Below are 24,231 nucleotides of genomic sequence, written 5' to 3'. Positions count from 1 at the left end.
CTGTCGTGACGAGTTGGACGTTCGCGGCCGGCGCGACGACAACGGGAGCCCGGGGCACCGCCTCGCATCACGCCCCGTCCCTCCCCGTGGCCGTCGAGTTCCGGAGCGCTTCGGCGATGACCTGGACGAGGTGGCGGCTGTCGAGGCCGGCCAGGTCGCGGACCTGGGTGCGGCAGGAGAAGCCGTCGGCGAGGATCCGCCGGTCGGGGCTCGCGGAGGCCTTGGCCAGGATGCCGTCCTGGGCGATCTTCGCGGAGATGTCGTAGTGGCCTTTCTCCATGCCGAAGTTCCCGGCGAGGCCGCAGCATCCGGCCGAGGTCTCGACATCGCAGCCCATGGCTTCGAGGAGCGCCCGATCGGCGTCGTAACCCATGACCGCGTAGTGGTGGCAGTGCGGCTGGACGAGGAGTCTCTCGGCCGTACGCGGGGGTGCCCAGCCGATCGACGCGATGAACTCGGCGACGGTCCTGACCGAGCCCGCGAGTTCGGCGGCGCGAGGGTCGTCATGGAGGAGTTCCACGAGATCCGAGCGGAGGGTGGCCGTACAGCTGGGCTCGATGCCGACGACCGTCCTTCCGTTACGGACATGGGGAAGCAGCAGGTCGAGGGTCTTGCGGAGCTTGGCCTTGGCGGCGGTCAGCTGCCCGGTGGAGACGAGGGTCAGGCCGCAGCAGGCCCCGGGAGCGGCGATCTCGATGTCGCAGCCCGCGGCGGCGAGGACTTCGAGGGCGTCCCGGGGGATGTCCGGATCGATGGCGTCGGAGAAGGAGTCGACCCAGAGCAGGACCTTGGGCCCGCCCGTCCGCCCTGCGACGGTCCTCGCCGACCCGCTCCACCGGAACGGTCTGCGGGGCAACGCCGGGAGCGAACGACGGCTGTCGGCGCCCATCATCGCCGTCACGGCTCTGCGGAGGAGAGGGATGCGGCCGGTGAGGTTGAGGAGGGGGGCCAGCGGCGCGGCGAGCCTGAGCCACCGCGGGAGCCGGCCGAGCGTGTAGTGGCTGAGCGGCCGTAGACGGCCCTTGTACGTCTGGTGCAGGGTCTCCGACTTGAACGTGGCCATGTCGATGCCGGTCGGGCAGTCGCTCGCGCAGGCCTTGCAGCTCAGGCACAGGTCGAGGGCGTCGTGGAGTTCGGGAGATCTCCAACCACCCGTGACGACACCGCCGTTGAGCATCTCCTGGAGTGCCCGGGCGCGCCCTCGCGTGGAGTCCTTCTCTTCCCTTGTCGCGGTGTACGAGGGGCACATGAAGCCGCCCTGTCCGCGCAGGTCGGACCGGCACTTGCCCACCCCGACGCACCGGTGGACGGCGTCGGTGACATCTCCGCCGTCGTGCGCGAAGGCGAAGCCGTCCGTGGCGCGGAGTGGGCGGGCCTGCGGGCGGCGGAGGTCGGAGTCCAGCGGGGCCGGCCGGACGACGACTCCGGGGTTCATGAGGTCTGCGGGGTCCAGCAGCGCCTTGAACTCCTCCATGGCGCGCAGCGCTTCGGGGCTGTACATGGTCGGCAGAAGCTCGGAGCGGGCCCGTCCGTCCCCGTGCTCGCCGGAGAGGGAGCCACCGTGCTCGGCGGCCAGGGCGGCGGCGCGTTCGAGGAACCGGCGCATGGGCGCGCCCCCGGAGTCGAGCGGGAAGTCGACGCGGACGTGGACGCACCCGTCGCCGAAGTGGCCGTAGGCGAGACCGGAGAGGTTCTCCTCGGCCATCAGGGCTTCGAGCCCGCGCAGGTAGTCGCCGAGCCGTTCCGGGGGTACGGCGGAGTCCTCCCAGCCGGGCCAGGCCTGCTTGCCGTCGGCGGTGCGTCCCGCCAGTCCCGCACCGTCGGCGCGGATCTGCCAGAGCCTGGTCGCCTCGGGGCCCGCGGGCAGCACGACGGCGTCGGGCGAGCTGGAGGCGGCGACGAGTCTCCGCGCCGCCGCGACGGCTTCCTCCGAGTCGGCGCCGCCGACTTCGGCGATCAGCCATCCTCCGCCCGTGGGCAGGGTGGGGACACCGGCGCTGCCGTGCGCCCGGCGTACGACGTCGACGAGTTGGGCGTCCAGGCCCTCCAGGGCGAGCAGCCGGAAGGGGAGCAGGTTCGGTACGTCGTCGGCCGCGGTCGCCATGTCGTCGTACCCGAGGACGGCCAGAGCGGGAGCGGGAGCACGGGGGACGAGCCTCACCGTGGCTTCGAGGAGGACGCCGCAACTGCCCTCGGTGCCGGTGAGGGCGGCGGCGAGGTTGCGGCCGTTCTCCGGGAGCAGGTGCTCCAGGGAGTAGCCGGAGATCTGGCGTCCGAAGCGGCCGAACTCGGTACGCAGGACAGCCAGGTTCGCCGTGACGAAGGTGTCCAGGCCGGGCACCGCCGCGAGCGCGTCGTCCCCCGAGCCGGCCGTGACTACCTCGCCGCTGCCGCGGCCCGGCGCCACGGCATCAAGCCGACCCTGTCCTGCGACATCGTCTCCCTGGGCACGGGCGACCTGTTCACGCAGACCCGGATGGGCCTGGCCTTCCAGCGGTGGGCCGACACCGAGTCGCTCAACCTCGCGGGCGGCGACCCCACCGCGGTGACCGTCACCGCACAGGAGGCATTGGCCTGGACCACCGTCAACGCGGCCGAGGCGACAGGACTCGCCCACCGCATCGGCAGCCTCACCCCCGGCAAACAGGCCGACATCATCGTCACCGGAGGGCCGGGCCTCTCCCAGCACCCGCACCTCGACCCGGCCGGGACCCTCGCCTTCCAGACCGTTCCCGCCGACGTCCGCCACGTCCTGGTCGCCGGCCGCTTCGTCAAGCGTGACGGCGAACTCACGGGCACCGGTCTGCCGGCCCTGCCGGCCCGCGCGGACCGCTCGGCGGAAGCGGTACTCGGTCGACTCGCCTCCGCCGGACGCCCCCTGCCCGGCACCCCGCCGGAGGGCTGGGGTCTCGTCGCCCGCATGTCGTCCGCGCTCCAGGAGGCCCCCGAACGCCGGTGACTCATCGGTGTGCGCCGGTGCGGGTGATGACAAGGTGGAACCCGCCGAGCCGACTCCGACCGCGGGACGGCCGTCTCGCCGAAGCCGGGCTGGGGCCCCTACGCGTCCAGTCCGAGCGCCGGCCACTGCTTCGGGGTCACCAGGGTCGGAGGCCGTGGCTTCGCAGGGAGGGCGAGGCTGAGGAAGGAGCCGTCCTCGTGCAGCATGAGGTCCTGCCGCTCGAACGCGAAGAGGATCTCCTCGATCTGTTCCACGGACTGTTCCAGGGCGAGTGTCTTCTTGAGCTGCCGGGCGTTGGTCGGACGGTCGCTGCATGCTCGGTAGAGCGCGGCCGAGTCGTCCTGGAACCTGTACGACTTCCTGTCCGCCGGGTCCCGGAAGTCGTCGATGTAGATCTGCCCAGGCGACGCCCAGAAGAGAAGCGTCGGTTTCGCACTCGTCCTCCAGGACTTCTGCCACTCCCGGACCTCGTCGCGGATGGGCTGATAGGCGGCGTCCGGCAGTGCGTCCGTCATCTCGTAGTCGAAGAAGTAGGCGATCCGGGCCAGGTCCATCCGAGCGGGATACACGTACGCGTAACTCGCCTCGGGGTTGATGTATTCGGCGGCGAAGGAATCCCTGTCCGAAAAGAGCGGACTGTATCTCTCCATCCAGATACGGCTGGTACTGGTCGGTGGCTGGAGATGGCGGAGCCTGCGGATCGTTTCGAGCTGGTCGTCGTAGAAGGCTGTTTCTTCGCCCGGGAAGCCCCAGATGATGTTCCAGGCGATGTCGATTCCGTAGTGCATGCCCCACCGGAGCATGTTGACGTTCTGGAGTCCGGTGATTCCCTTTCGCATCAGCTTGAGCACCCTGCTGTCCAGGGACTCGATGCCCGGCTGTACATGCACGATGCCGCTCTCGCTGAGGGCCTTGATTCTCTCCCGTGTCAGATTCGATTTGACCTCGTAGAAGAACTGGTAGTTGAAGCCCTCCTCCTGGAGTTCGGGGAGGAGGTCGCTGAAATACTTCATGTCGAGGATGTTGTCGACGGCCTCGAAGCGCAGACTTCCGTACGCCTTTGCCAGTTCCGCGAGTTCCTGTCGCACGCGGGACGACGACTTGGACCGGAAGCCCATGGTCGATCCGTTCAGGCCGCAGAACGTGCAGTGGTGTTTCTGGCCCCACCAGCATCCGCGAGAGCTTTCGAACGGAAGGGAGACGAGGCGACGCGATTCTTCCGATATCACCCCCAGGTCCAGGGCGCGATCGAAGTATTCTGCGAAGTCGGGAACGGGCAGGCGGTCCAGGTGATTGAACGGAGGTCTGCTATCCGCGGGTTCCGGTTGGTTCGAGGCGATGCGTTCACGCGCCAGAACTCCCGGCACCGCCGTGGGATCGCCGCCCGCGGCCACCACTTCGAGGAACTCCGGAAAGGATTCGTCGGATTCCCCGTCGAATGCGTAGTCCATGAAATCCAGGTGGGACATCAGCTCCTTCCCCATGTCGCCCTCGAAGTTCGCGCCGCCGAATATGATCAGCGTCGCGGGGAAGCGCTTCTTGATGCGCCTCGCGAGGGCGAAGGAGGCCGCGTTCTGCTGGAAGGTCGACGTGAAGCCGACGATGCGGAACCGGCTCCAGTCGGTCTTCTCCAGCAGGGAGTCGATGAAGTGGGGGACACCGTCGTTCCTGATGCCGATGAGCTGATCGCGCGTCAGCTTCAGATCGGCCAGCAGCGCGTCGGTCTCCTCGGCGAAGTGGTCCAGCATCAGGCCCCGCGGATCCGGTGCCTCGTCGCCGAACGCCGCGACGGAGAAGAGCCAGTCACCGAACAGCCGTCCGCGATGGTGCGCCATCTGCTCGTAGGCGCGGCTTCCCATCAGTTGGGAGAACTCGAGGTTGAAGTAGAAGTCCTCGGCCCGGAAACCGGCGTCGGTGGCCAGGGACTTGAGCAGACCGAGTTGGAGCGACGGCTGGTAGATGGAGACGAAGGGCATGTTGACCAGTGCCACCGTGCACGCCGCGCGTTGGCCGGCCGTCGCCTCCGGGGCGGGGGACGGTGCCGATGTCAGCGGAACGAAGGTGTGGGGGGTCATCGCGTGACCCTTCCGTTCCCGTCCGCGATCTCGATCCATCCGTACGCTGTGAGTTCCTCCACCAGGCGTGCCACCGGCGTCACCGTCTCCGTGAGTGAGCAGCCGGCGGCCTGCGCGAGGACGGACTCCAGGTCCCCTCGGGTGCGGGGCTCGCGGAGGGCCTCCAGGAGGATGCGCGCGGACTGGTTGACCTGCGCGGCCGTGAAGGTCCGGTCGTCCACGACGCGCGCGGTGCCGTCGGCTTCGACCTGGAGATGGAGGGAGTCCACCAGGCACAGTCGGGTGTCAGCGGGTGACAAGGCGGGCCTCCGTGGAGATGAAGTCGAAGTGCATGCCGTTCAGGCCGTTGCCGACACCGAGGTGAATGCCGGCGGCGCCTTCGTTGAGCAGACAGTTGAGGCTCCAGTCGACCTGGGCCGGGTCGAGGAGGCCCGTACCGATGGCGATCTCCGTCACCGCGGCCCGGTACTCGGGGCCGCTGGTGGCGTCGATGCCGTCGGCCCAGGGCCCGAAGCCGTCGACGAAGCGGTTGTCCTCGATCGTGACGTACAGAGGACACGCGTTCCGCATGCTCGCGGCGATTTCCCCGGCGGCTTCGAAGCGATCCGCCCGGGCGCCCTGGAGTTCCCGGTGCCTGGCGACCAGCACGGAATCTATGCGCAGGGTTCCGGAGACCGAGAGTTCTGAGTCGATACGGCCCGCCAGATCCGTCGGCGACATGGCCACCTCGAAATAGTTTCCGATGGTGGAGTGCTCGTCGGGTAGGAGTGCGGCGCGGGTACGGCTGGAGAGCTGGAGCACTTCGGGGAGGCGCAGGGACAAATCGGTTCCGGGGCCGGAGAATCCGATGTCACCATGGCTCAGCAAAAGCTGCGTGATGATCCGTCGATTCGTCGCCACCGCGCTGTTGAGATCTATCTCCGAGAATTTCTCGATGGCGTACCGCGCGATCTCGGGATCGCCGGAGAAGGACGCCAGGGAAATCCACAGTACGCTGCTGGCGGAGAGGATGTCCCGCAGTTCCAGCCGGGACGGAAGACGTCCGTAGTCCAGGGGAACGGCGACGGCGCGCGCCGGTGGGGCCTCCCGCCCGGAGAGCACCCCGTCGAAGGTGGCCGCCCGCAGTCCGTGCTCCGCCAGCCATGCGGCTAGCCCCGGATCGTCGGTCAGGACGCAGCCGTCGTCGGCGCCGAACACGGCCCGTAAGTTGGCCTCCGCACCGCTGAGCCGGGTCCCCTCAGGCATCGGCGGCCTCCGGGATGCGCAGGCGCTCGTCCGTCACCAGCGCGGCCAGGCAGGGGCAGGACGGGATGTCGCCGAGATGGTTCTTGAGGATCGTCCCCGCTCTGCGCTGCACTCCCGTGTCCCCGGTGGGGGAGCCCGCGGCGTTGCGTCCGTCCGGCAGCTGGAGGGCCCGTCCGTACACATCTCCGTCGCTCGCGACGCCCTCCGCGACCCATATTCGCCTCGGCATTTTCCGGCTCTCATTCTCGAGGATGCACCCAGAAAGACAGGAATCGGCGGCAGCTGGCACCGGAAAGAAGTGCGGTGCCAGCTTCTCTCACGCTGTTCCGGAGATCAGATACCGTTGTAGATGATCGCCATCAGGGGCTTGGGGGGCTGGTTCTCCAGACCCATGCCGCTGACTCCCTGTTCGTCGTCGAGGGCACCGAGCGGTGTGATCCTCGGGGCTTCCAGACTTCCCAGCATCAGCGGTTCGGCGTGGGTGATCTGAGTCACTTTGCTGCCTCCGTACAGGTCGGTCGATTGCCGGGATGGAATTCCATCCACAATGCGAGATTACGAAGGCGGGTAGCGCGTGTCCATGATGTCGAAGGAATGGTTGAACAAATAAATTATTGCTCACGCTTGTCGAACCCGCACGAAAACTTGAGAGCCTCCGGGGTTGAGGGAACGCCCGGGGCGTCAGGGCCTTCCGGCATCCCCCCGGCCGACCAGGACCCCCATCAGAATGATGTCGAGCGCGCCGCCGAGTCGTTGCTGGAGGTCGAAGGGGGCCGGTTCCTCGCGGATCCAGCGCAGGATCGTCGAGAAGTAGCACATGGCCAGCAGGGCTCCCGCCTGGTCGCAGTCGACGCCCGCCCTGATCTCGCCCCGCCCCAGGCCTTCCTCGACGATCCGTGCGAGCTCCACCTCCAGCGACGGGTCCTGAAGGAGACGGCCGTAGCGCGCCGAGGCGTCCATCAGGACCGTCGTCTCGGCGCGGGAGGCGATGTTGAGGTCGGCCATTTCCGTCAGGTAGCGCCGTAGCCGGTCGTCGACCGGCAGGTCCTCCGCATGCTGCGCGCCGAGGATCTCGGCCACCCGGGCCCGGCGCCGGGCCCCCCACTCCTCCAGGAAGCCGACCTTCTGCGCGTAGTGGTTGAAGACGGTGGCACGGGCCACGTCGGCCGCCTCGGCGATCTGCTCCATCGTCGTCGCCTCGAATCCCTGGGCGACGAAGAGGCCGACAGCCGTGTCGTACAGCCGGTCGTGCAGCTTGCGGCGCCTGCGCTCCTGGCGTCCGACCGGCGCGCCGCCCTCGGCCGCGGCTGTCGTGTCAGGGATCTTCATGGCGCCCAGTACAGCACAACGCCTCCCGCCTCTTGACCTCACCCCGGCACATCTCTAGATTCCTCGCCATTGGTGGACTCTAGTCCAGCAATGGATTGGAGTCTCGCTGAGTTGGCCGCGAGACGCGACAAGGAGGCACGATGGCTTCAGCCACCTCCCTCACCGGCCGGATCGACCTGGGCAACGGCTGTCACGCCTGGATCGCGGGCGTCGGCGGCTGGGGCATGAGCAACGCCGGGCTGATCACCGGCCGGGGCACGTCCCTGCTCGTCGACACCCTCTACGACCTGCGCCTGACCCAGGACTTGCTGGACGCGCTGGCCCCGCTGACCGCCGCCGCGCCGATCTCCACCGTGGTCAACACCCACGGCAACGGCGACCACTGGTTCGGCAACCAGCTCGTGGCCCACGCCGAGATCGTCGCGGCCCGCGGTTCGGTGACGGACATGCGGCAGGTGGGCCCCGCCGAGATGCGCGCGCTGACCGGCATGGACAACCCCGCCGGACGGTTCGCCCGCCGCGCCTTCGGCCGTTTCCACTACGACGACATCGACCCGGTCCTGCCCCACCGGGTCTTCGACGGCGAAACCGCCCTGGACGTCGGCGGCACGGAGGTCCACCTCATCGACGTGGGTCCCGCACACAGCGCCGGGGACACGATCGTGCACGTCCCGAGGGCCGGAGTCGTCTACACCGGCGACATCGTCTTCGCCCGCGCCACTCCGATCGTCTGGCACGGCCCCTTCGCCCGCTGGCTCGCCGCCTGCGACCTCCTGCTCGGACTCGACGCCCACGCCGTCGTGCCCGGCCACGGCCCCGTCACCACCCGAGAGACCGTCCGCGAGATCCGCGACTACCTCGAATTCGTCCACGAGCAGGCCACCGTCCGGTTCACCGCCGGCCTGCCGGTCCTGGACGCGGCGCGCGACATCCGTCTGGGCCGCTTCGCCGACCTGGGCGAGAGCGAGCGCCTCGCCGTCAACGTCCACACCGTCTACCGGGAGCTCGACCCCGCACTGCCCCCGCTCGACGGCCCCGGACTGTTCGGCTGCATGGCCGAGCTGTGCGCCGACGTCTGACGGTCACGCCGACCCCCAAGCCCCCAGTCCCCGGTATGTGCTCGCGCCGGCCTTCGAAGGAGAAGCCATGGTCGCCACCCCTGCCTACGACCCACCGACCACACCGTCCGTGACGGCACCCGGAGCCGGTTCCCGGCACACCGGCACGATCGTCGCCGGCTGTCTGGCCGTCTGCCTGGCCCAGATCGGCCTGGTGCTGCCTGCCGCGATAAACGGCGTCATGCAGCGCACCCTCCAGGCATCCGGCTCCGAACTGACCTGGATCAGCGACGCGTTCCTGGTGCCCGCCGCCGTCCTCGCCCTGACCTTCGGAGTCCTGGGTGACCTGTACGGCCGTAAGAAACTGGTCGTGGGCGCCGCACTGCTGGCCGCCGTCGGCTACTTGGTCTCCGCCACCTCCGACTCCCCGGCACAGCTGATCACCGGCCAGGCCATCTCGGGCATCGGAGCCGCCGCGCTCTTCCCGGCCTCCCTCACGATGATCACCGCAGTCACCACCACACCGGCCGCCCGGGCCAGGGGGCTGGCCTCGTGGACCACGGCGCTGTCCCTGGGTGCCCTCATCGCCCCGCTCCTGTCCGGTGGCATCGTCGAACACACCTCGTTCCAGTGGGCGTTCGGCGTGACCGGAGTGATCGCCGTCGTCACCGCCGTGGCCGCCTGGCTGCTGGCGTCCGAGTCCAGCGCCCCCGAGGGCCGCTCGCTGGACTGGCCCGGTCAGATCTGCATCGCCGTGGCCATGCTCGCCCTGCTGTACGGGATCATCGAGGGCCCCTCGGACGGCTGGGGCTCGGCGCCGGTGGTGCTGTCCTTCGTCGCCTTCGGGGTGTTCCTCGCCGCGTTCGTGACGGTGGAGAACCGGAGCGCCGCCCCGATGCTGCGCCTTGAGCTCTTCCGCATCCGGGCCTTCGCCGCGTCCGCCGCGATGGCCGTGATCGGCATGTTCGGTTTCCTCGGCGGCGCCTACGACCTGAGTATCCGGCTGGGCGTCATCCAGCACCAGAGTCCCCTGCGCGCGGCGATTCCGTTCGTGATCATCCAGGGCATCACGCCGTTCATCTGGCCCCTGCTGGCCCGGCTGCTGCACCGCGTCGGCCCCGGCCCGATGCTCGTCACCGGCTTCGTCTCGCTCGCCGCCGCCCAACTGTGGCTGCGCGCGGTGCCGGTCCAGGAGACCGGCCTGATCCCCCTGCTCGGACCACTGGTCCTCAACGGCGTCGGCTTCGGCCTGGTCGTCGCCGCGCTCACCGCCGCCGCCGTCAACGTCGTACCGCAGAGCCTGACGGGGATGGCCGGCGCCACCACCAGCCTGGTCCGCGACCTCGGCCAGACCCTCGGCCCGGCCGTCGTCGGCGCCGTCGCCCTCGGCATGGCCGCCGACCGGCTCACCGGCGACCTCGCCGGCGCCGGTCTCACCCCCAAGGAACACGGCATCGCGAGTGCCGTCCTGCACGGGGGCGGACCACTGGCGCTGCACACCGCCGACCTCGGGCCGCTCAGCGCCAAGCTCGCGCCCTACACCTCGGACGCACTGGCCCACGGCTACAACAACGGACTCCTGCTCACCGCCGCGGCCTGCGTCGCCGCCGCCGTGATCGCGGCCGTCTTCGTCGGCCTCCGGCCCGGCGCCACCCACCCGGTCCGATCGCAGGAGAGCGCGCGATGAAGTTCGCCACCTTCGTCCATGACGGAAAACGGCAGGCAGGAGTCGTCGCCGACGACCGGATCCATCCCTTCGAACACCCCGTGGAACTGGACGATCTCATCGCGGAGGGGGAGGGACCGCTGTGCGAGGCGGGGGAGCGCGCCCGTGCCGGTACCCTGCCGGTGGCGCTGGCCGACGTCCGACTGCTGCCGCCCCTCCAACCGCCCACCGTCCGTGACTTCATGACGTTCGAGAGCCATGTCGTCGGCGTGGCACGGGGTTACGGCGACACGGTTCCCGACGAGTGGTACGCCGCGCCCGCGTTCTACTTCACCAACCCGTACGCGATGATCGGCGCTCACGACGACGTGCCCGTTCCGCCCGGTTGCCGTCGCTTCGACTTCGAACTCGAAGTGGCCGCTGTCATCGGAAAAGCAGGCCGGGACCTCACCCCGGAGCAGGCACGCGAGCACATCGTCGGCTACACGATCCTCAACGACTGGTCCGCCCGCGACCTCCAGAGCCGCGAGATGCAGGTCAGACTCGGCCCGGCCAAGGGCAAGGACACCGCCACCACCCTCGGCCCCTGGCTGGTCACCGCCGACGAACTCGAACACCACCGCACCGCCGACGGATTCCTCGACCTCGCGCTGACCGTGTCCGTCAACGGAGAGACGGTCGGGGAGGACCGGCTGGCCAACATGGCATGGACGTTCGAGGAGATGGTGACCTACGCCTCCCGGGGCACCTGGGTCCGCCCCGGTGACGTCCTGGGCTCGGGCACCTGCGGCAACGGCGGCTGCCTGGCCGAACTCTGGGGCCGCACCGGCACCCTGGACCCACCGCCCCTCACCCCCGGCGACACGGTCACGATGAGCGTCGAAGGGCTCGGCACCATCAGCAACGCCGTGGTGGAGGGCATTGCCCCGGTACCTCTGCCGGAGAGCCGCCGCAGGGTGTGAGGTCCCCGCGCATACGTGTTTTTCTACAGTTGTGTACTTTGGAACAGGTGAGTATTATCGGGGAATGGATCACCAGCCCGCCGGGCCTTCCCCCTCTCCGTCCAAGCCTCAGGACCGTCGGGTCCAGCGCTCACGCGTGGCTCTGATGCGTGCGGCGGTGCGGCTGGTGTCCGAGCGAGGGACGACCTCCATCGCCGTCACGGACATCACCGAGGCGGCCGACGTCAGCCGCAAGCTTCTGTACATGCACTTCGGTGATCGCGAACAGCTCTTCACGGCGGCGGCTCGTGATCTGCTGGAACGCGAGGTGCTGCCACCAGCCGACGATGACGTCCTGGAGTCCCTGCGCCCCCAGGCCGTGGCCATGGCCCAACACTTCGCACGCCATCGACGTTTCTACCGCCCGATGCTGACCGGGGCGTGCGCGTACGAGATGAACCGGACCGTCAACGAGTTCTTCGAAACGCTGAACCTCGACTCGGTGACGGTCCTGTACCCGGACCTCGACCCGGGTATGGCCAGGGACCTCGCCGCGTTCCTGACGGGCGGTGCGAGCGCGTTGGTCACCGCTTGGGTGGTCGAGGGACCCGACCCCCTCGACGTGGAACGACTGGTCGACCGGCTGTTCGGTGTCGCCGAGTTCATCGCCCCCGTACTGAAGTCCCCTTCCGGCGGCACCCCGTAGAAAGCAGGAACGTCCGGTGAACCTCATCAACTCTCTCGCCCAGCGCAGGATGAAACTGTCCGAACCGCTGACACGAGACCTGGTGGTCCAGCGCGATCTGCGCGTGCCCATGCCCGACGGAGTGGAACTGCTGGCGGACCGATGGGCGCCGCGCAGCGGGGGAGAGGGGCTGCCGACAGCTCTCATCCGCTGTCCCTACGGGCGAGGTGGCATGCTCGCCGCCCTCCAGGCGCGGCCGTTGGCGGAGCGCGGCTACCAGGTGCTGATACAGAGCGCGCGCGGCACGTTCGGCTCCGGCGGCACCTTCGATCCGATGCGGAACGAACGCGAGGACGGGCTGGCGACCCTCGACTGGCTGGTGAAGCAGCCCTGGTGCGGCGATGCGATCGTGCTGTGCGGGGCGAGTTACATGGGCTACGTCCAGTGGGCGGTCGCCGACCAGCTGCCACCCCAGGTCAAGGCGATGATTCCGCAGGTCACCGCGTCCACGTTGGTACTGGAATTCCTGCGCGCGGACGGGTTCTCACTGGAGACCCCCTTCGGGTGGGGCACAGTGGTCGGCGCTCAGGAACGCCGAGGCGCGCTGCTGCGTGTGCCCCTCCAACTCAGGCGCACGGCACGGGCGTTGAGAACACTCCCGCTGGAACGGGCTGACACAGCTGCCCTTGGCGAGCGCAGCGGGATCATCCAGAACATCCTGGCCCAGGACGCCGACTCCCCGCACTGGGACGGATGCGATCACCGGCACCGGGTGGCCGAGACGACGGTGCCGGTCAGTTCGATCGCCGGCTGGTACGACATCTTCCTGCCCGGGCAGTTGCGCGACTTCCGCGCTCTGCAGGACGCGGGACGCCCGGCGCGGCTGACGGTCGGCCCCTGGACGCACACCTCCCCGGACAACGGCGCGATCACCGAGACGCTCGAGTTCGGGCTCGCCCACGCGCGCGGTGTCCAGCCGCCCGAGCGGGCGCCGGTCCGGCTCTACGTCACGGGAGCGGAAGCGTGGCGCGATTTCACGTCCTGGCCTCCCCAGGGCTACGACCCGCAGCGCTTCCACCTCCAGCCGGACGGCGGACTGGCCGTTGAACCGCCCGCCGACAGTGCCCCCGACCACTACCGCTACGACCCGACGAATCCCACCCCGGCCGTCGGAGGCATCCGGATGCTCGCGAAGGCCGGCCCGGTGGACAACACCGCGCTGGAGGCCCGCCCGGACGTACTCACCTACACCACACCCGTCCTCGACCAGGACACGGAGATCGTCGGCGACGTCGAAGCCGAGATCTTCTTCCGCTCCAGCCTCGCCCACGCCGATGTCTTCGTCCGGCTCTGCGACGTCGACCCGAAGGGACGTTCCCGCAACATCTGCGACGGTCTGGTCAGCCTGACCGGCGCGGACGAAACGCAGTCCGCCACCGTCCGGTTGTGGCCCACCGCGCACCTCTTCAAGCGCGGCCACCGCATCCGCGTGCAGGTCTCCAGCGGCGCCTTCCCGCGCTACGCCCGCAACCCCGGCACCGGGGAAGCCCACGTGACCGCCACGACCTTCCGCGCCGCCGACCAGACCGTCCACCACGACCCGGAGCACCCCTCGGCGATCGTCCTCCCCGTCCGCGCCCGAGTCTGACGTCCGAAGCCGTTCCGGAGGCATCCCGTTCCGGCTGCGTCACACCGGGACGTATGTGCGTGCATCGTCGTGACCGGCTGGTGGATCTGGCGCCGCTGCGGGAACCGGCGGCGAAGGAAGGGGGCGTCGCGACGGCGCTGCGGATGCCGGAGCAGGGCATGCGGCCCGTCGGGGAGTGGCTCGGTACCTGGCCGAGCGGCGGACGTGCCGAAGGGCGCGCTAATTCAAGAGATCCTCTTCGAACGGAAACTCGGAGAGGAGCTCGGTACCGGTCTCGGTGATCAGGACCTGTTGTTCGAGCTTGACGCCTTCACGACCGTTCTCCAAGCCGATGTAACTTTCCACGCAGATCGTCATGCCCGGCACGATCTCGCCGTCGTACCCCGCTTCCGGGAAGTCTCCCTCGTGATAGAGGTACGGGTATTCTCCCGTCATTCCGCAGCCGTGTGCCGAGAGGTAGTACCGGTTCGCGTAGTACTTGTCAGGGATGTCCCAGGCTTCCCTGGCGTAGTCCCGGAACCCCATGTGCGGCCGAAGGACGGAGATGTTGTGCCGCACCTGCTCGTAGGCGATTCGGTAGAGCGTCCGTTGCTCCTGGGTCGGCTTCTCCGGGCCCGAGTGGAAAGTCCGGGAGAAGTCCGAATAGTAGCCGTGGCAACCGACGACATCCGTATCGAGTGCGATCAACTCGTTGGGTCCGATGACGCTCTCGCTCGTTTCCTGGAACCAAGGGTTCGTCCGCCGGCCCGCGCTGAGCAGCCGCGTCTCCACATAGTCGCCGTTCTGGGCGATGATCGACTGGAGCAGGACCGACCAGAGTTCGGCCTCGCTGAGTCCGGGTCGAATGGCCGCGCGGAGAGCGGCGACGCCCTTTTCGGTCGCACGCAGGGATGCCTTGATGCACTTCAACTCTTCGGTGGATTTGACGGATCGCGCCATCTCCACGGCGTATTGCGCGTCGACTACGCGTACCCCGTTGGCGTTGAGTTCGATCGCGGCGCCGGCATTCATCCGCTCAAGGCCGACCGTTGGGCGATCACCGACGAGCCGCATGATCTCTTTCGCCATGTCCTGCGCCCAAGCGCGCTCGATCGCGGCGATCTGAGGACCGGCGGCCACGAAACTCGCGGTCTTCGCGGGCCGGACCTCGTCAATGGTCTCAAGTCCCTCGGCAAGGTGCAGACACCCCGTGAACTCATAGAGGATGGAGTCGTTCTGGGTGAGCAGCAGATATCGGGACGGGGCATTGCGCATGGAGAAGACCTGCATGTTTCGCGCGCCGGTCGCGTAGCGGATGTTGACCGGGTCGGAGAGGACCACCGCGTCCACGCCGAGTTCGGCCATCTGAGACCGTACTCGCCCCAGTCGGTATCCCCGCACTGCCACGAGGTCGATGTCCTCGTCGGCGGGTTCCCGATCGAGCAGGGTGAGACCTTCCAGGTCCGCCCGCTCGGCATGCCAATCCAGTTCTGCCATGTCCGTGGTCCTTTCGATGAGTGGGGTCACGTGATCCCGACGGACGTCTCGGTGAGGTTCTTTCCCTTGGTCTCGGGGGCCAGCCACTGGGAGAGCGCGGCGCCGATTCCGGCGATGGCCGCGGCGATCAGCATGCTGACCGTGGTGCCGAGGTTCGTCATCGACCACGGCAGGAGGAACGTGCCGAGTGCGGCGCCGATCCGGCTGACGGCGGCCGAGAAGCCCGTCCCGAGCCCACGGATCTCCGTCGCGAAGACCTCACCCGGGTAGACACTGGTCAGCGTGCCGTAGATCGCCGTGAAGAAGGAGAAGGCGAAGAAGAGAACCAGCACGGCGATCGGCGGCGCACCCGCCCACAGGCCGATGACCGCAAGGATCACGCAGCAGAGCCACTGCGGTGGGACGGTCAGTACACGGCGCCCGACCCTGTCGATCAACAGGATCGCGAGCGTGACCCCGGCGACGGAGAGCGCGGAGAGCCCGACGCCACCGGCGATCCCGCCGCTCAGGCCGTACTTCGCCAGAACGCTGTCGGCGAAGGTGGCGATGGCGAAATACGGTGTCACGGCACAGAACCAGAAGCCCGACGCGAAGAGCGTGGTGCGCCAGTACTGCCGGGAGAACAACGTACCGAAGGTGCCCTTGCACGGGTCCTCGTGCTCGACGTCCGCCACCTCCGAGGAGTTCTCCATGTACCCCTGCGCGATGGCCAGGGCCTCGGCCCGGCGATCGTGGGCCCACAGCCAGCGCGGTGACTCGGGCAGGCCGATGCGGGCGAGGAACAGGGGCACCGCGATCAAGGTGCTCGAGCCCAGGATCACCCGCCAGCTCAGGTCGGTCGTCGCGAGCAGCAGGTGACCGACGAGGAACGCGATCATGAAGCCGACGTACCAGGCGAACACGGTCAGGGCCAGCAGCCGGCCACGGAGGCGGGCCGGGGCGAACTCGGCGACCAGCGGGAAGCCGATGGCGTACTCGCCGCCGATCGCGATGCCCATCAACAGCCGGATCAGGAAGAGGTGCAGGGCCGAGTCGGCGAAGAACTGCAGTCCCGACGCGAGTACGAACAGCCCCATGTCCACCAGGAACATCGGCTTGCGGCCGAACTTGTCGGTCGCCCACCCTCCGAGCGGGGAGCCGACGAAGATCCCGAGGAGCGCGGCTGCCGCGATCAGGCCTTCCCACAGCGAGGTGAGGCCCAGGTCGGCCGACATGGTGCCGGTCACCGGGCCGATGATGCCGAGAATGTAGCCGTCGAGGAGCATCCCGCCGGTGAGGACCAGTATCAATCTCCTCATGAAACGGCGCTTGAACGCCGTCGAGGTCCCACCTTGGCCTTCTGATTTCTCGTCCACCGCTGACACGATCACTCCTCGTGCTGGCTTGTGTGGACCTGAAAATTAGGCCTGCTCCAGGGACCGCGTCATCGGAGCGATGTCGAGCAACGCCTGGCACGACCGCGGCTCTTTGCTACAGGTGTCGAATCGGCCATGATGAGGCCTCCCGCACCCCTCGCCGATCCAGGAACGGGAGTGCTCGCCAAGGTGCTGAACGACCTGCAGGAGATCACGGACGAGCTGGCAGCCGGTTTGAACCGGGCGGCCTTCGTGGAGGACGGCTCGTTTCGACCGCTTGCGGCGAGCGCACAGATCGGACGTATCGACGATGCGCGAGTCAGGGCCATGCTGGACCGCAGTCCTACTCCGGAGCATCTGCGCTATTTCATCGACTGCGGTGTGGCGATCGCCCGCGAGGCACTGCGTATTCCCGCAAGCGCAGAACACGGACTGCTGCCGAGGGTGATGGTTCCGGTCATGTCCGGAGCGCGGACACTGGCCCGTATATGGCTTATTGACGCCGACCCGCCGGTCGACGACGAGGACATCGCTCGCACGATCCAAGCCGGTTGCGAAATGCGACCCCATCTGCTGGGCGTGAGTGAGGGGAAACGGCGCCATGTCGCCGTCGGCAGTCAGGTGTTGCGTGATGTCCAGCGCGCCGGCGCGAGCCGTCGGCACGCGCTGTTCAGGAGATTGCGCGACGACTTCCAGATCGAGGACCTGGAACGCGCGTACCTATGTCTCATCACCTTCGTCTCTCCGACGTCCGGACAAGTGGAGCTGGTTGACGGTGTCCTGGACACATTGGTCAACCTGCTCGGTATGCACGGCTTCGTGGCCTTCGTACAGGGGGAAGACGTCGTGGCGCTCGTCTCGTCGCCGCGAGAAGCCGCTGAAGCGCTGCTCGAACAGCTATCGGCCGCTGCGCGTCATACCGCCGAGGTGCACGACGTCTCCGTCACCGCGATCGGGCTCGGTGGTGCGCTGGGCTCGGCGGACGGATTCGACCGGTCGTTCCGGCAGGCGGAGTTCGCGGCGAAGGTCGCCAACAGGGTTCCCGAGTTGAACGGCCGCGCGTGGTGGGAATCCCTCGGTGAATACCGTCTGTTCTCCGCGGTGGATTGGGACCCTGCCGGCATAGCTTCCATCAACCAGGGTGTGGCGGCGTTGATATCGGAACGCAGAATCCCGTTGGCGGCGACCCTTCTTGCCTATCTTGAGCGGGAAGGCAACGTCAGCGCGACGTCCGATGCGCTCAACGTCCACCGCACGACTCTTTACTACCGAATCGAACGTGCCAGGGAACTGCTCGGGGAGGAACCAACGGGCCAGTCACGGTTCTCCATTCATGCCGCCTTGCGGTTGGCTGACCTCGCGGGGCTGCTTGCGCCGGCGCAGCGAAACTGCTGAGTTACATCAGCCCGTCGGCCGGGACCCGCCAAAGGGAGCCCCGGCCGGGAAACGTCCTAGGAGTGCGTACGGACCGGAGCCCGGAGTCGCCCGGACGGTGTGTCCCACCGGTAGATCAACACGGTGCCGCAGGCGACCACCGCCGAGATGCCGACGGGGGTCAGCCACCAGGGAACTCCCAGCCACACCAAGGGCAGGCCCACCGCGAAGGTGGCACTCGCCAAGGTGATGACAAGCCGCTTTCCGTACGGCTTCCAGGCGACGTACTTCCGGTCGGGCCTCCCGGCCAGACGTGCCGTGCCGAACGCGAGGGCGAGGATCGCCAGGAGACCGCTGGACGTGCCGATCGCGGCCACCATCTGGGGTTCGTCGCGCGGCGCGCCTGAGGTGTTCTGCCGCAGTTCGCCCTTGGTGAGCATCGTGACGGTACCGCGCCATACGGTGCCGGTGACCTGGTCGCCCCTGCTGAGTTCGGGTAACAGGGGATCGGTGTCACCGAACGAGACGGTGCCGTTCCAGAAGGGTGCGCCGGACAGTGTCACCTTCTTGTCGTTCTTCTTCTGGCGCCCGAGCCGGACGTCCTCGACGGTGAAGGTGACCGTGCGCACGCAGTCCTCCACCGCCTGCCGCGCGGGCCGTTCGGGGCAGGGCGAGGCCGCCGTGTAGTCCCGGTACCGGTCCACGTCGGCAGGCAGCCACGAGGTGAAGGCGAACCAACTCCCCACGCCGGCGGCCAGTGCCATGAGGACGAGCAGCACGCCCATGACACGCGTACGTACACCTGTTGCAGTCAACTTCCACAGCTCCCGTGGGTGGTTCGCATGTTCTTGTATCGGTATTCACTAGTAGGCGGGGACGGCCCAGGTGGTCTTGTGGCGGCTGTCGGCGTCCTTGTAGCGGCCGAAGTGCTCATTGCAGGTGCAGCAGTCGGCGGCGCCGCTCTTGGAGAGCTGTACGGTGCCCGCGTCGGCGACGATCCACAAGCGGTCGGGGTCGCCGTGGACCGGCGTGAGGTCATGGCCGTACGCGCGGGCACCGCCGGACTGCCTGGGCAGAGCCCACGTGGTCGCCTCGCCCAGCTTGCCGTTCGCGGTTCCATGACCTCGTCCGACCAGCGGTCGAGCACGATGACCTCGGCATCTCTGCTCATGCCGGAGTATCACCGCATCCGCCCCATCCTCCGCAACCACATTGCACAACCGGCGGACGTCGGCAACGGGCGGGCGGATTGACGACGTCCGGTGCCCGGTCACCTGCCGTGACAGATCGCGCGGCCCGGAGGGCTGTCGTCTGGATGCCGCCTTCGATATGAGCGCCCTGATCTATCTGCTCAATACATCCTAGGTTTTGTGGTTGCGACCCTGGGGTTTATGGGGCAATGCGCCGTTTTATCTGTGGCTTCTGCTGAACCTCTGGACAGATCTCGTAGCGGTGCCTCTTAATACATCCGATGTTGCCACGGAGATCACACTCCGCGCGTCACCCGCACTCAGTCCACAGGAGTGAGCATGTCCTCAGGAAGAATCACTCGCCGTACGTTCCTCGGCGCCGCCGGTGCGGCGACGGCGGCGACCGCCCTGCCGATCGTCCCCGGCTTTTCCGCCCTGCTGTCTTCGGCGGCCGCCGCCGACACCCAGACCAACCTCAGCAAGATGGTCGACATGCGGTTCGGCATGTTCAACCACTTCAGCCTGGGCACGTTCACCGACCAGGAGTGGGCCGAGCCCAACCAGAGCCCCACCATCTTCGCGCCCCCGAGCGTCAACTGCGGGCAGTGGGCCGATGCGGCGGCCGCCGCGAAGATGAACTACGGCATCCTGACCACCAAGCACCACGACGGCTTCGCCCTGTGGCCGAGCGCCTTCGGCACCCAGAACGTCGCCAACAGCTCCTACAAGCACGACGTGGTGCAGGCGTACTGCGACGCCTTCCGGGCGAAGGGCCTGAAGGTCGGGTTCTACTTCTCGATCTGGGACCGCACCTTCGGCGTCGAGGCGTGGGAGACCCGGCACAACGTGACCGGTCTCGACGCCACCGACGCGATCCAGCCCGGCGACATGACGTTCATCCTGGGGCAGCTCACCGAACTGCTCACCAACTACGGCACCATCGACATGCTGATGACCGACGGGTACGCGTGGCAGATGGGCCAGCAGGCCGTCTCCTACCAGCGGATCCGTGCGCTGGTGAAGCAGCTCCAGCCGGACTGCGTCATGCTCGACATCGGCGGCCTCGCGGAGCCGTTCCTCGGTGACGCGATCTTCTTCGAGGAGCCGCTCGGCGTCACGGCGCCCACCGGCAACACCTACGCCGGAATGCAGGGGCAGACCATCAGCAACGGCTGGTTCTGGCACCCCTCCACGCCGACCGAGAGCCTCATGAGCAAGGACGCGATCGTCTCGCACCTCACCGACCTGGAACCGAAGTACACCTCGTTCATCCTGAACTGCCCGCCCAACCGCAGCGGGTTGCTGGACACCAACATCGTCAACCGGCTGGCCGAGGTCGGCGCCGCGTGGAGCCCCGACACCTCCAGGCCGGCGCTGCCCACCCAGCCGCTGCGCGCCGAGAACCCCGTCACCCCGGTCAACGCGTACGCCACCGCCTTCCGCACCGGCGAGGGACCGCTCAACGCCATCGACGGACTGAGCGACGTCCGCTACGAGACCTGCTGGTCGACCTGGGGACTGTCCTCGCCGCTGTCCCAGTCGCTCACGATCGACCTCGGCGGTGTGTGGAGCAACGTCTCCACGCTGGAGTACCTGCCCAAGCAGTGGAACCGCAACGACTCCACCGACGGCGACATCACCTCGTACACCATCTCCACCAGCACCGACGGCACGAACTTCACCCAGGTCGCCACCGGCACCTGGGCGGGCAACCGCAAGACGAAGATCGTCGAGTGGTCCGCCCGCAACGTGGGCTTCGTACGGATCCAGGCGAACGCGGCCACCGGCGGGTACGCCAACGTCGGCGGCGTCCGGATCGGTGGCCGCACGGCCAAGCCCGCCCTGGTGTCGAGGGTGCTGCCGGGCGACGGCACGGTGTACCGGCTGGTCAACCGCAACAGCGGCAAGGTGGCCGACGTCGCGAGCTTCGGCACCGCCAACGGCACCAACATCCAGCAGTGGACCTGGCTGAACAACGCCACCCAGAAGTGGACCTTCGCCTCCACCGGCGACGGCTACTACGAGATCAAGGGCGTCAACAGCGGCAAGCTCATGGAGGTGGCCGGCCTCTCCCGCGCCGACGGCGGCAACGTGGCCATCTACGCGGACTCCGACGTCCCCCAGCAGCACTGGGCCGTCACGCCGACCGGTGACGGGTACTTCTTCCTCATCAACCGCTTCAGCGGGCTCTGCCTCGGCGTCGACGAGGGCGGCACCGCCGACGGGACCAACATCGAGCAGCAGCCGTACGCGTCCCTGACGCAGCAGCAGTGGCAGATCGTCGCCTCCTGACCCTCCTCGGGGGCGCGAGGTCTGGGCACCTCGCGCCCCCGACGTACGCCTGCCGCCTGGTCCACATGACGCGCGTGGCACCGTCACCCCGGGACGTACGTGGCGAGCGCGCCCGCATCCCGTCTGCGGCCGAGCCGGTGGGACACCTCGGAGGTGGCCGCGAGAAGGAGGGGCACGACTTCCTCGACGCGGTCCTCGGTCAGGTGGTCGACCGGTTCCGAGACGCTCAGCGCCGCGACCACGTCGCCGCGGGCGTCGCGCACCGGAGCGGCCACCGCCGCCAGGCCCTCCCCGAAGTCGTTCGCGGCGACCGTGTAGCCGAGTTCGCCGATCCGCGCGAACTCCTCGCGCAGCCGGGCCTTCTCGGTGGGGGCGAGACCGGTCCGCCGCGAGAGCACGCCGAACAGGTCGGCGCGCCCGTCACTGTCCAGTCCGGCCATCAGCACTCTGCCGGCGCCGGTGGTGTGCAGGGGGACGTACCGGCCGACCCGGTCGTACGACGGTGGTGCCGACGGGTCCGCCGCCTGGTCCAGGTAGAACACCGAACTGTCGGAGCGTACGGCGAGGTTCACGGTCCGGCCCGTCGCGGCCATGAGCCGGTGGCAGACCGGTCGCGCCTCCTGGAGCAGCTCCAGGCCGCCTGCGGCCGCTCCGGCCAGTCGCAGCAGACCCGCGCCCAGCCGGTACTTCCCGCGATCGTCCGACTGTTCCACGATGCGGTGCCGCCCGAGCGTCTGGAGTATCCGCCAGGCGGTGGTCTTGTTGACGCCGAGCTCACCGGCGAGTTCGACGACGCTCGCCTCACCGTTCCGGGCGAGCGACTCCAGAACGGCCAGGGCCCGGTCGACGGATCTGGTGCCCGTACGGACGTCGCCTGACGGGGCGGTACGCCCGAGGCTCATGTCGTGACGGGTGCCGTGGAGCCGCTGTCGTCGACCTCCCACGGCGGGACCCAGTCCCCGGCGAGGCGGAAGGACACGTCGGCGTCCTCCTCGATGCGCTTGGCGACGAGCAGTTCGGCCGCCTCGGGGCCGTACCGGTCGGCGGCGAGCTTGAACGCACCGCGGGCGGCGTCGGTCAGGGGCAGTTCGGCGCCGAGGCCGGACTGGAGCCCTTGGATGAGGCGCAGGTCCTTGAGGCAGAGATCCAGGGTGAACGACGGGTCGTAGTGCCCGGCGAAGATGGAGGGAGCGTCGTGCGAGGCGACGAACGAGTCGCCCACCGACTGGCGGATCGCGGCCCAGAGGACCTCGAGCGCGACGCCGTTGCGCACCCCGAGCGCGAACCCCTCGCCGATGGCCGCGGCGGAGATGAACCACAGCTGGTTGGTGACGAGCTTGACGACGTTCCCGGTGCCGAGCGGACCGCAGGCGATCATGGTGCCGAGGGTCTCCAGGACCGGGCGCACGCGCTCCACATCGCCGGCCTCGCCCCCGGCGAACAGGGTGAGACGGCCGTTGCGAGCTCCGTCGACGGCACCGGTCACCGGTGAGTCGACGACGCTGACACCTGTGGGCGCGTGTTCCGCCAGGCGCGCGACCAGCTCGATGTCGTTGGTGGTGAGGTCGACCCAGACGGAGCCCGGGCGCAGCGCCGCAAGGGCACCGCCGTCGAGCATCACGTTCTCCACGTGATCGGGCCGCGGCAGCGACGTCAGGAAGATGTCCGCCGCGGACGCGCAGTCCGTCGCGGACTCGGCGGCCACGGCACCGGCCTCCACCGCGGAGGCGACCTTGGCCGGGTCGATGTCGAAGGCACGTACGTCGTACCCGGCCCGCGCCAGCCGCCGGCACATGGGACCACCCATACTGCCGAGACCGACAAAGCCCACAGCAACCATGATGTCTGCCCTTCACTCGGCGCGTCGCCGTCGACGAAGCGCTTTCACCGGGGTTGCGCAGCAACCTAGGCCGAGCTCGGGCAGCGAGGTAGCCTCTGCCTCCTTCAGGAGCCAAAGGAGATGCCTTGGTCACGCTCCATCAGCTGCGCTGCTTCGTGGCGACCGTCGAGCACGGCTCGTTCACCAGGGCCGCGGACGCCCTCGGCCTGGCCCAGCCCTCGCTGGCCCAGCAGATCCGGTTGCTCGAACGGGGCATGTCCACCGCCTTGTTCCAGCGCGTGGGGCGTGGAGTCGTCCCCACCGAGGCCGCTCTGGCACTGGAGGGATACGCCCGGCAGGCCCTCGACGCGGTCGAGCAGGGGAGCAGGGCGGTCGCGGACGCGGACCGGGCGGTCACCGGAACCATCCGGTTCGGCCTCTTCGGCGCCGCGCACCTCTATCTGGAGACCCGGCTCGTGGCCGACATGCGCGAGCGCTTCCCCTCGGCCCGGCTCTCCCTCGTAGGGCAGAACTCCATGGACACCATCGAACTGGTCCGGCGCGGGCAACTGGAGGCGGCGCTGGTCGCCCTTCCCATCGACGACAGCGCGCTGAGCGTGAAACCGGTGACGCGTGACGAGGTCGTGTACGTCACCGCTGATCCGGACCGGGTGCAGCGGGCCGTGACCTGCACCGACCTCGCCGCCGCCACCCTGGTGCTCTCCGAGGCCACATGGGGCGACGCCGACTACACCCGGCAGCAGCTCAGGAACGCCGTGCAGTCGGTGGGCGGCACCCTGCAGGCCGCCATCGAGGTCGAGAACGTGGAGACCGCGCTGGAGGTGGCCGCCCTGGGGCTGGCCGACGCGATCACCGCACGCAGCGTCGTGCGCCGGTATCAGGACAAGCTGCCCGCACAACTGCACTGCTTCTCGCTGGAACCGCGGCTCTACGACCACTTCGCCATCGTGTACCGGCACAACGCGGTGCTCTCCCGCCCGGTGCAGGCCGTGATCGAGATGGCCGCCGCCCGGCTCCGTCAGCTGGTCAGGAGCACCAGGGCCTGATCCACCGGGCGCTCGGCCGCCGTGACGAAGGAATCTCCACTGCCTCCCGAAG

General features: G+C 68.5%; 21 protein-coding genes and 1 pseudogene. 9 read left to right on the top strand and 13 right to left on the bottom strand.

Annotated features, from left to right (window positions below; genetic code table 11):
• Window positions 1-67: 67 nt before the first annotated feature.
• Window positions 68-2,407: an FAD-linked oxidase C-terminal domain-containing protein gene (locus G3I78_RS51710; RefSeq protein ID WP_343243653.1), complete on the bottom strand. Its 2,340-nt coding sequence runs from the start codon at window positions 2,405-2,407 to the stop codon at window positions 68-70.
• Here G3I78_RS51710 and G3I78_RS05520 point away from each other — a divergent pair.
• A pseudogene (locus G3I78_RS05520) lies at window positions 2,294-2,959 on the top strand (amidohydrolase family protein); the annotation flags it as partial. The gene G3I78_RS51710 and the pseudogene G3I78_RS05520 overlap by 114 nt on opposite strands.
• 98 nt (window positions 2,960-3,057) lie before the next feature.
• Here G3I78_RS05520 and G3I78_RS05515 read toward each other — a convergent pair.
• The 6 genes from G3I78_RS05515 to G3I78_RS05490 all read right to left on the bottom strand — a co-directional run bounded on the left by G3I78_RS05515 (window position 3,058) and on the right by G3I78_RS05490 (window position 7,608).
• Window positions 3,058-5,034, bottom strand: coding sequence for a RiPP maturation radical SAM C-methyltransferase (locus G3I78_RS05515; RefSeq protein WP_164421648.1), 1,977 nt, complete (start codon window positions 5,032-5,034; stop codon window positions 3,058-3,060).
• Window positions 5,031-5,333: a hypothetical protein gene (locus tag G3I78_RS05510; RefSeq protein ID WP_203614386.1), complete on the bottom strand. Its 303-nt coding sequence runs from the start codon at window positions 5,331-5,333 to the stop codon at window positions 5,031-5,033. The genes G3I78_RS05515 and G3I78_RS05510 overlap by 4 nt, the downstream gene beginning before the upstream one ends.
• Window positions 5,320-6,279 (bottom strand): hypothetical protein, encoded by a 960-nt coding sequence (locus tag G3I78_RS05505; RefSeq protein ID WP_164421647.1) that lies wholly within the window; start codon window positions 6,277-6,279, stop codon window positions 5,320-5,322. Before G3I78_RS05505 ends, G3I78_RS05510 begins: the two co-directional genes overlap by 14 nt.
• A complete protein-coding gene (locus G3I78_RS05500) occupies window positions 6,272-6,508 on the bottom strand; it encodes a hypothetical protein (protein WP_164421646.1) in 237 nt (78 codons plus the stop codon). The genes G3I78_RS05505 and G3I78_RS05500 overlap by 8 nt, the downstream gene beginning before the upstream one ends.
• Window positions 6,509-6,612: 104 nt before the next feature.
• On the bottom strand, window positions 6,613-6,774 hold the full coding sequence (locus G3I78_RS05495) for a hypothetical protein (protein ID WP_164421376.1): 162 nt from the start codon (window positions 6,772-6,774) through the stop codon (window positions 6,613-6,615).
• A 186-nt stretch (window positions 6,775-6,960) separates the two neighbouring features.
• Window positions 6,961-7,608, bottom strand: a complete 648-nt coding sequence (locus G3I78_RS05490; RefSeq protein WP_164421645.1) for a TetR/AcrR family transcriptional regulator — start codon at window positions 7,606-7,608, stop codon at window positions 6,961-6,963.
• 140 nt (window positions 7,609-7,748) lie between these two features.
• On the opposite strand from G3I78_RS05490, the gene G3I78_RS05485 reads away from it, so the two are divergent.
• The 5 genes from G3I78_RS05485 to G3I78_RS05465 all read left to right on the top strand — a co-directional run bounded on the left by G3I78_RS05485 (window position 7,749) and on the right by G3I78_RS05465 (window position 13,606).
• Window positions 7,749-8,687 (top strand): MBL fold metallo-hydrolase, encoded by a 939-nt coding sequence (locus G3I78_RS05485; protein ID WP_164421644.1) that lies wholly within the window; start codon window positions 7,749-7,751, stop codon window positions 8,685-8,687.
• Window positions 8,688-8,754: 67 nt separating this feature from the next.
• On the top strand, window positions 8,755-10,353 hold the full coding sequence (locus G3I78_RS05480) for an MFS transporter (RefSeq protein ID WP_164421643.1): 1,599 nt from the start codon (window positions 8,755-8,757) through the stop codon (window positions 10,351-10,353).
• Complete coding sequence (locus G3I78_RS05475; protein ID WP_164421642.1) at window positions 10,350-11,294, top strand: fumarylacetoacetate hydrolase family protein; 945 nt, start codon at window positions 10,350-10,352, stop codon at window positions 11,292-11,294. Before G3I78_RS05480 ends, G3I78_RS05475 begins: the two co-directional genes overlap by 4 nt.
• Window positions 11,295-11,439: 145 nt before the next feature.
• Window positions 11,440-11,979, top strand: coding sequence for a TetR family transcriptional regulator (locus G3I78_RS05470; RefSeq protein ID WP_239157666.1), 540 nt, complete (start codon window positions 11,440-11,442; stop codon window positions 11,977-11,979).
• Between the two features lie 16 nt (window positions 11,980-11,995).
• Window positions 11,996-13,606, top strand: a complete 1,611-nt coding sequence (locus tag G3I78_RS05465; protein ID WP_164421640.1) for a CocE/NonD family hydrolase — start codon at window positions 11,996-11,998, stop codon at window positions 13,604-13,606.
• 219 nt (window positions 13,607-13,825) lie between these two features.
• On the opposite strand, the gene G3I78_RS05460 is transcribed toward G3I78_RS05465, so the two are convergent.
• Together G3I78_RS05460 and G3I78_RS05455 are read right to left on the bottom strand one after the other, a co-directional pair.
• Complete coding sequence (locus G3I78_RS05460) at window positions 13,826-15,082, bottom strand: Xaa-Pro peptidase family protein (RefSeq protein ID WP_164421639.1); 1,257 nt, start codon at window positions 15,080-15,082, stop codon at window positions 13,826-13,828.
• A 26-nt stretch (window positions 15,083-15,108) separates the two neighbouring features.
• Window positions 15,109-16,380, bottom strand: coding sequence for an MFS transporter (locus G3I78_RS05455; RefSeq protein WP_164421638.1), 1,272 nt, complete (start codon window positions 16,378-16,380; stop codon window positions 15,109-15,111).
• A 234-nt stretch (window positions 16,381-16,614) separates the two neighbouring features.
• On the opposite strand from G3I78_RS05455, the gene G3I78_RS05450 reads away from it, so the two are divergent.
• Window positions 16,615-17,832: a helix-turn-helix domain-containing protein gene (locus G3I78_RS05450; protein WP_164421637.1), complete on the top strand. Its 1,218-nt coding sequence runs from the start codon at window positions 16,615-16,617 to the stop codon at window positions 17,830-17,832.
• Window positions 17,833-17,888: 56 nt separating this feature from the next.
• Here the strand turns inward: G3I78_RS05450 and G3I78_RS05445 are convergent, their stop codons facing one another.
• Window positions 17,889-18,596, bottom strand: a complete 708-nt coding sequence (locus tag G3I78_RS05445) for a hypothetical protein (protein WP_164421636.1) — start codon at window positions 18,594-18,596, stop codon at window positions 17,889-17,891.
• A gap of 78 nt (window positions 18,597-18,674) precedes the next feature.
• A complete protein-coding gene (locus tag G3I78_RS05440) occupies window positions 18,675-18,995 on the bottom strand; it encodes a hypothetical protein (RefSeq protein WP_164421635.1) in 321 nt (106 codons plus the stop codon).
• Window positions 18,996-19,340: 345 nt separating this feature from the next.
• Here G3I78_RS05440 and G3I78_RS05435 point away from each other — a divergent pair, with 345 nt between their 5' ends.
• Entirely contained in the window at window positions 19,341-21,293 is a 1,953-nt protein-coding gene (locus tag G3I78_RS05435; protein WP_164421634.1) for an alpha-L-fucosidase, read from the top strand.
• An 83-nt stretch (window positions 21,294-21,376) separates the two neighbouring features.
• Here G3I78_RS05435 and G3I78_RS05430 read toward each other — a convergent pair whose 3' ends face one another.
• Together G3I78_RS05430 and G3I78_RS05425 are read right to left on the bottom strand one after the other, a co-directional pair.
• Entirely contained in the window at window positions 21,377-22,195 is an 819-nt protein-coding gene (locus tag G3I78_RS05430; RefSeq protein ID WP_164421633.1) for an IclR family transcriptional regulator, read from the bottom strand.
• On the bottom strand, window positions 22,192-23,133 hold the full coding sequence (locus tag G3I78_RS05425) for an NAD(P)-dependent oxidoreductase (protein ID WP_275424786.1): 942 nt from the start codon (window positions 23,131-23,133) through the stop codon (window positions 22,192-22,194). The genes G3I78_RS05430 and G3I78_RS05425 overlap by 4 nt, the downstream gene beginning before the upstream one ends.
• Before the next feature lie 125 nt (window positions 23,134-23,258).
• On the opposite strand from G3I78_RS05425, the gene G3I78_RS05420 reads away from it, so the two are divergent.
• A complete protein-coding gene (locus G3I78_RS05420) occupies window positions 23,259-24,179 on the top strand; it encodes a LysR family transcriptional regulator (RefSeq protein WP_164421631.1) in 921 nt (306 codons plus the stop codon).
• Window positions 24,180-24,231 lie beyond the last annotated feature (52 nt).

It is taken from the genome of Streptomyces sp. SID13726, assembly GCF_010548375.1.
Taxonomy (GTDB): Bacteria; Actinomycetota; Actinomycetes; order Streptomycetales; family Streptomycetaceae; genus Streptomyces.
Note: the sequence above shows the minus strand (reverse complement) of the source record. Positions and strands in the feature narration are given on the sequence as shown.

Coding starts and splice junctions, on each gene's coding strand:
- G3I78_RS05515 (WP_164421648.1), bottom strand. CDS start 5,034: ATGACCCCCCACACCTTCGTTCCGCTGACATCGGCACCGTCCCCCGCC.
- G3I78_RS05505 (WP_164421647.1), bottom strand. CDS start 6,279: ATGCCTGAGGGGACCCGGCTCAGCGGTGCGGAGGCCAACTTACGGGCC.
- G3I78_RS05500 (WP_164421646.1), bottom strand. CDS start 6,508: ATGCCGAGGCGAATATGGGTCGCGGAGGGCGTCGCGAGCGACGGAGAT.
- G3I78_RS05490 (WP_164421645.1), bottom strand. CDS start 7,608: ATGAAGATCCCTGACACGACAGCCGCGGCCGAGGGCGGCGCGCCGGTC.
- G3I78_RS05485 (WP_164421644.1), top strand. CDS start 7,749: ATGGCTTCAGCCACCTCCCTCACCGGCCGGATCGACCTGGGCAACGGC.
- G3I78_RS05480 (WP_164421643.1), top strand. CDS start 8,755: ATGGTCGCCACCCCTGCCTACGACCCACCGACCACACCGTCCGTGACG.
- G3I78_RS05475 (WP_164421642.1), top strand. CDS start 10,350: ATGAAGTTCGCCACCTTCGTCCATGACGGAAAACGGCAGGCAGGAGTC.
- G3I78_RS05470 (WP_239157666.1), top strand. CDS start 11,440: ATGCGTGCGGCGGTGCGGCTGGTGTCCGAGCGAGGGACGACCTCCATC.
- G3I78_RS05460 (WP_164421639.1), bottom strand. CDS start 15,082: ATGGCAGAACTGGATTGGCATGCCGAGCGGGCGGACCTGGAAGGTCTC.
- G3I78_RS05455 (WP_164421638.1), bottom strand. CDS start 16,380: ATGAGGAGATTGATACTGGTCCTCACCGGCGGGATGCTCCTCGACGGC.
- G3I78_RS05445 (WP_164421636.1), bottom strand. CDS start 18,596: ATGGGCGTGCTGCTCGTCCTCATGGCACTGGCCGCCGGCGTGGGGAGT.
- G3I78_RS05435 (WP_164421634.1), top strand. CDS start 19,341: ATGTCCTCAGGAAGAATCACTCGCCGTACGTTCCTCGGCGCCGCCGGT.
- G3I78_RS05430 (WP_164421633.1), bottom strand. CDS start 22,195: ATGAGCCTCGGGCGTACCGCCCCGTCAGGCGACGTCCGTACGGGCACC.
- G3I78_RS05425 (WP_275424786.1), bottom strand. CDS start 23,133: ATGGTTGCTGTGGGCTTTGTCGGTCTCGGCAGTATGGGTGGTCCCATG.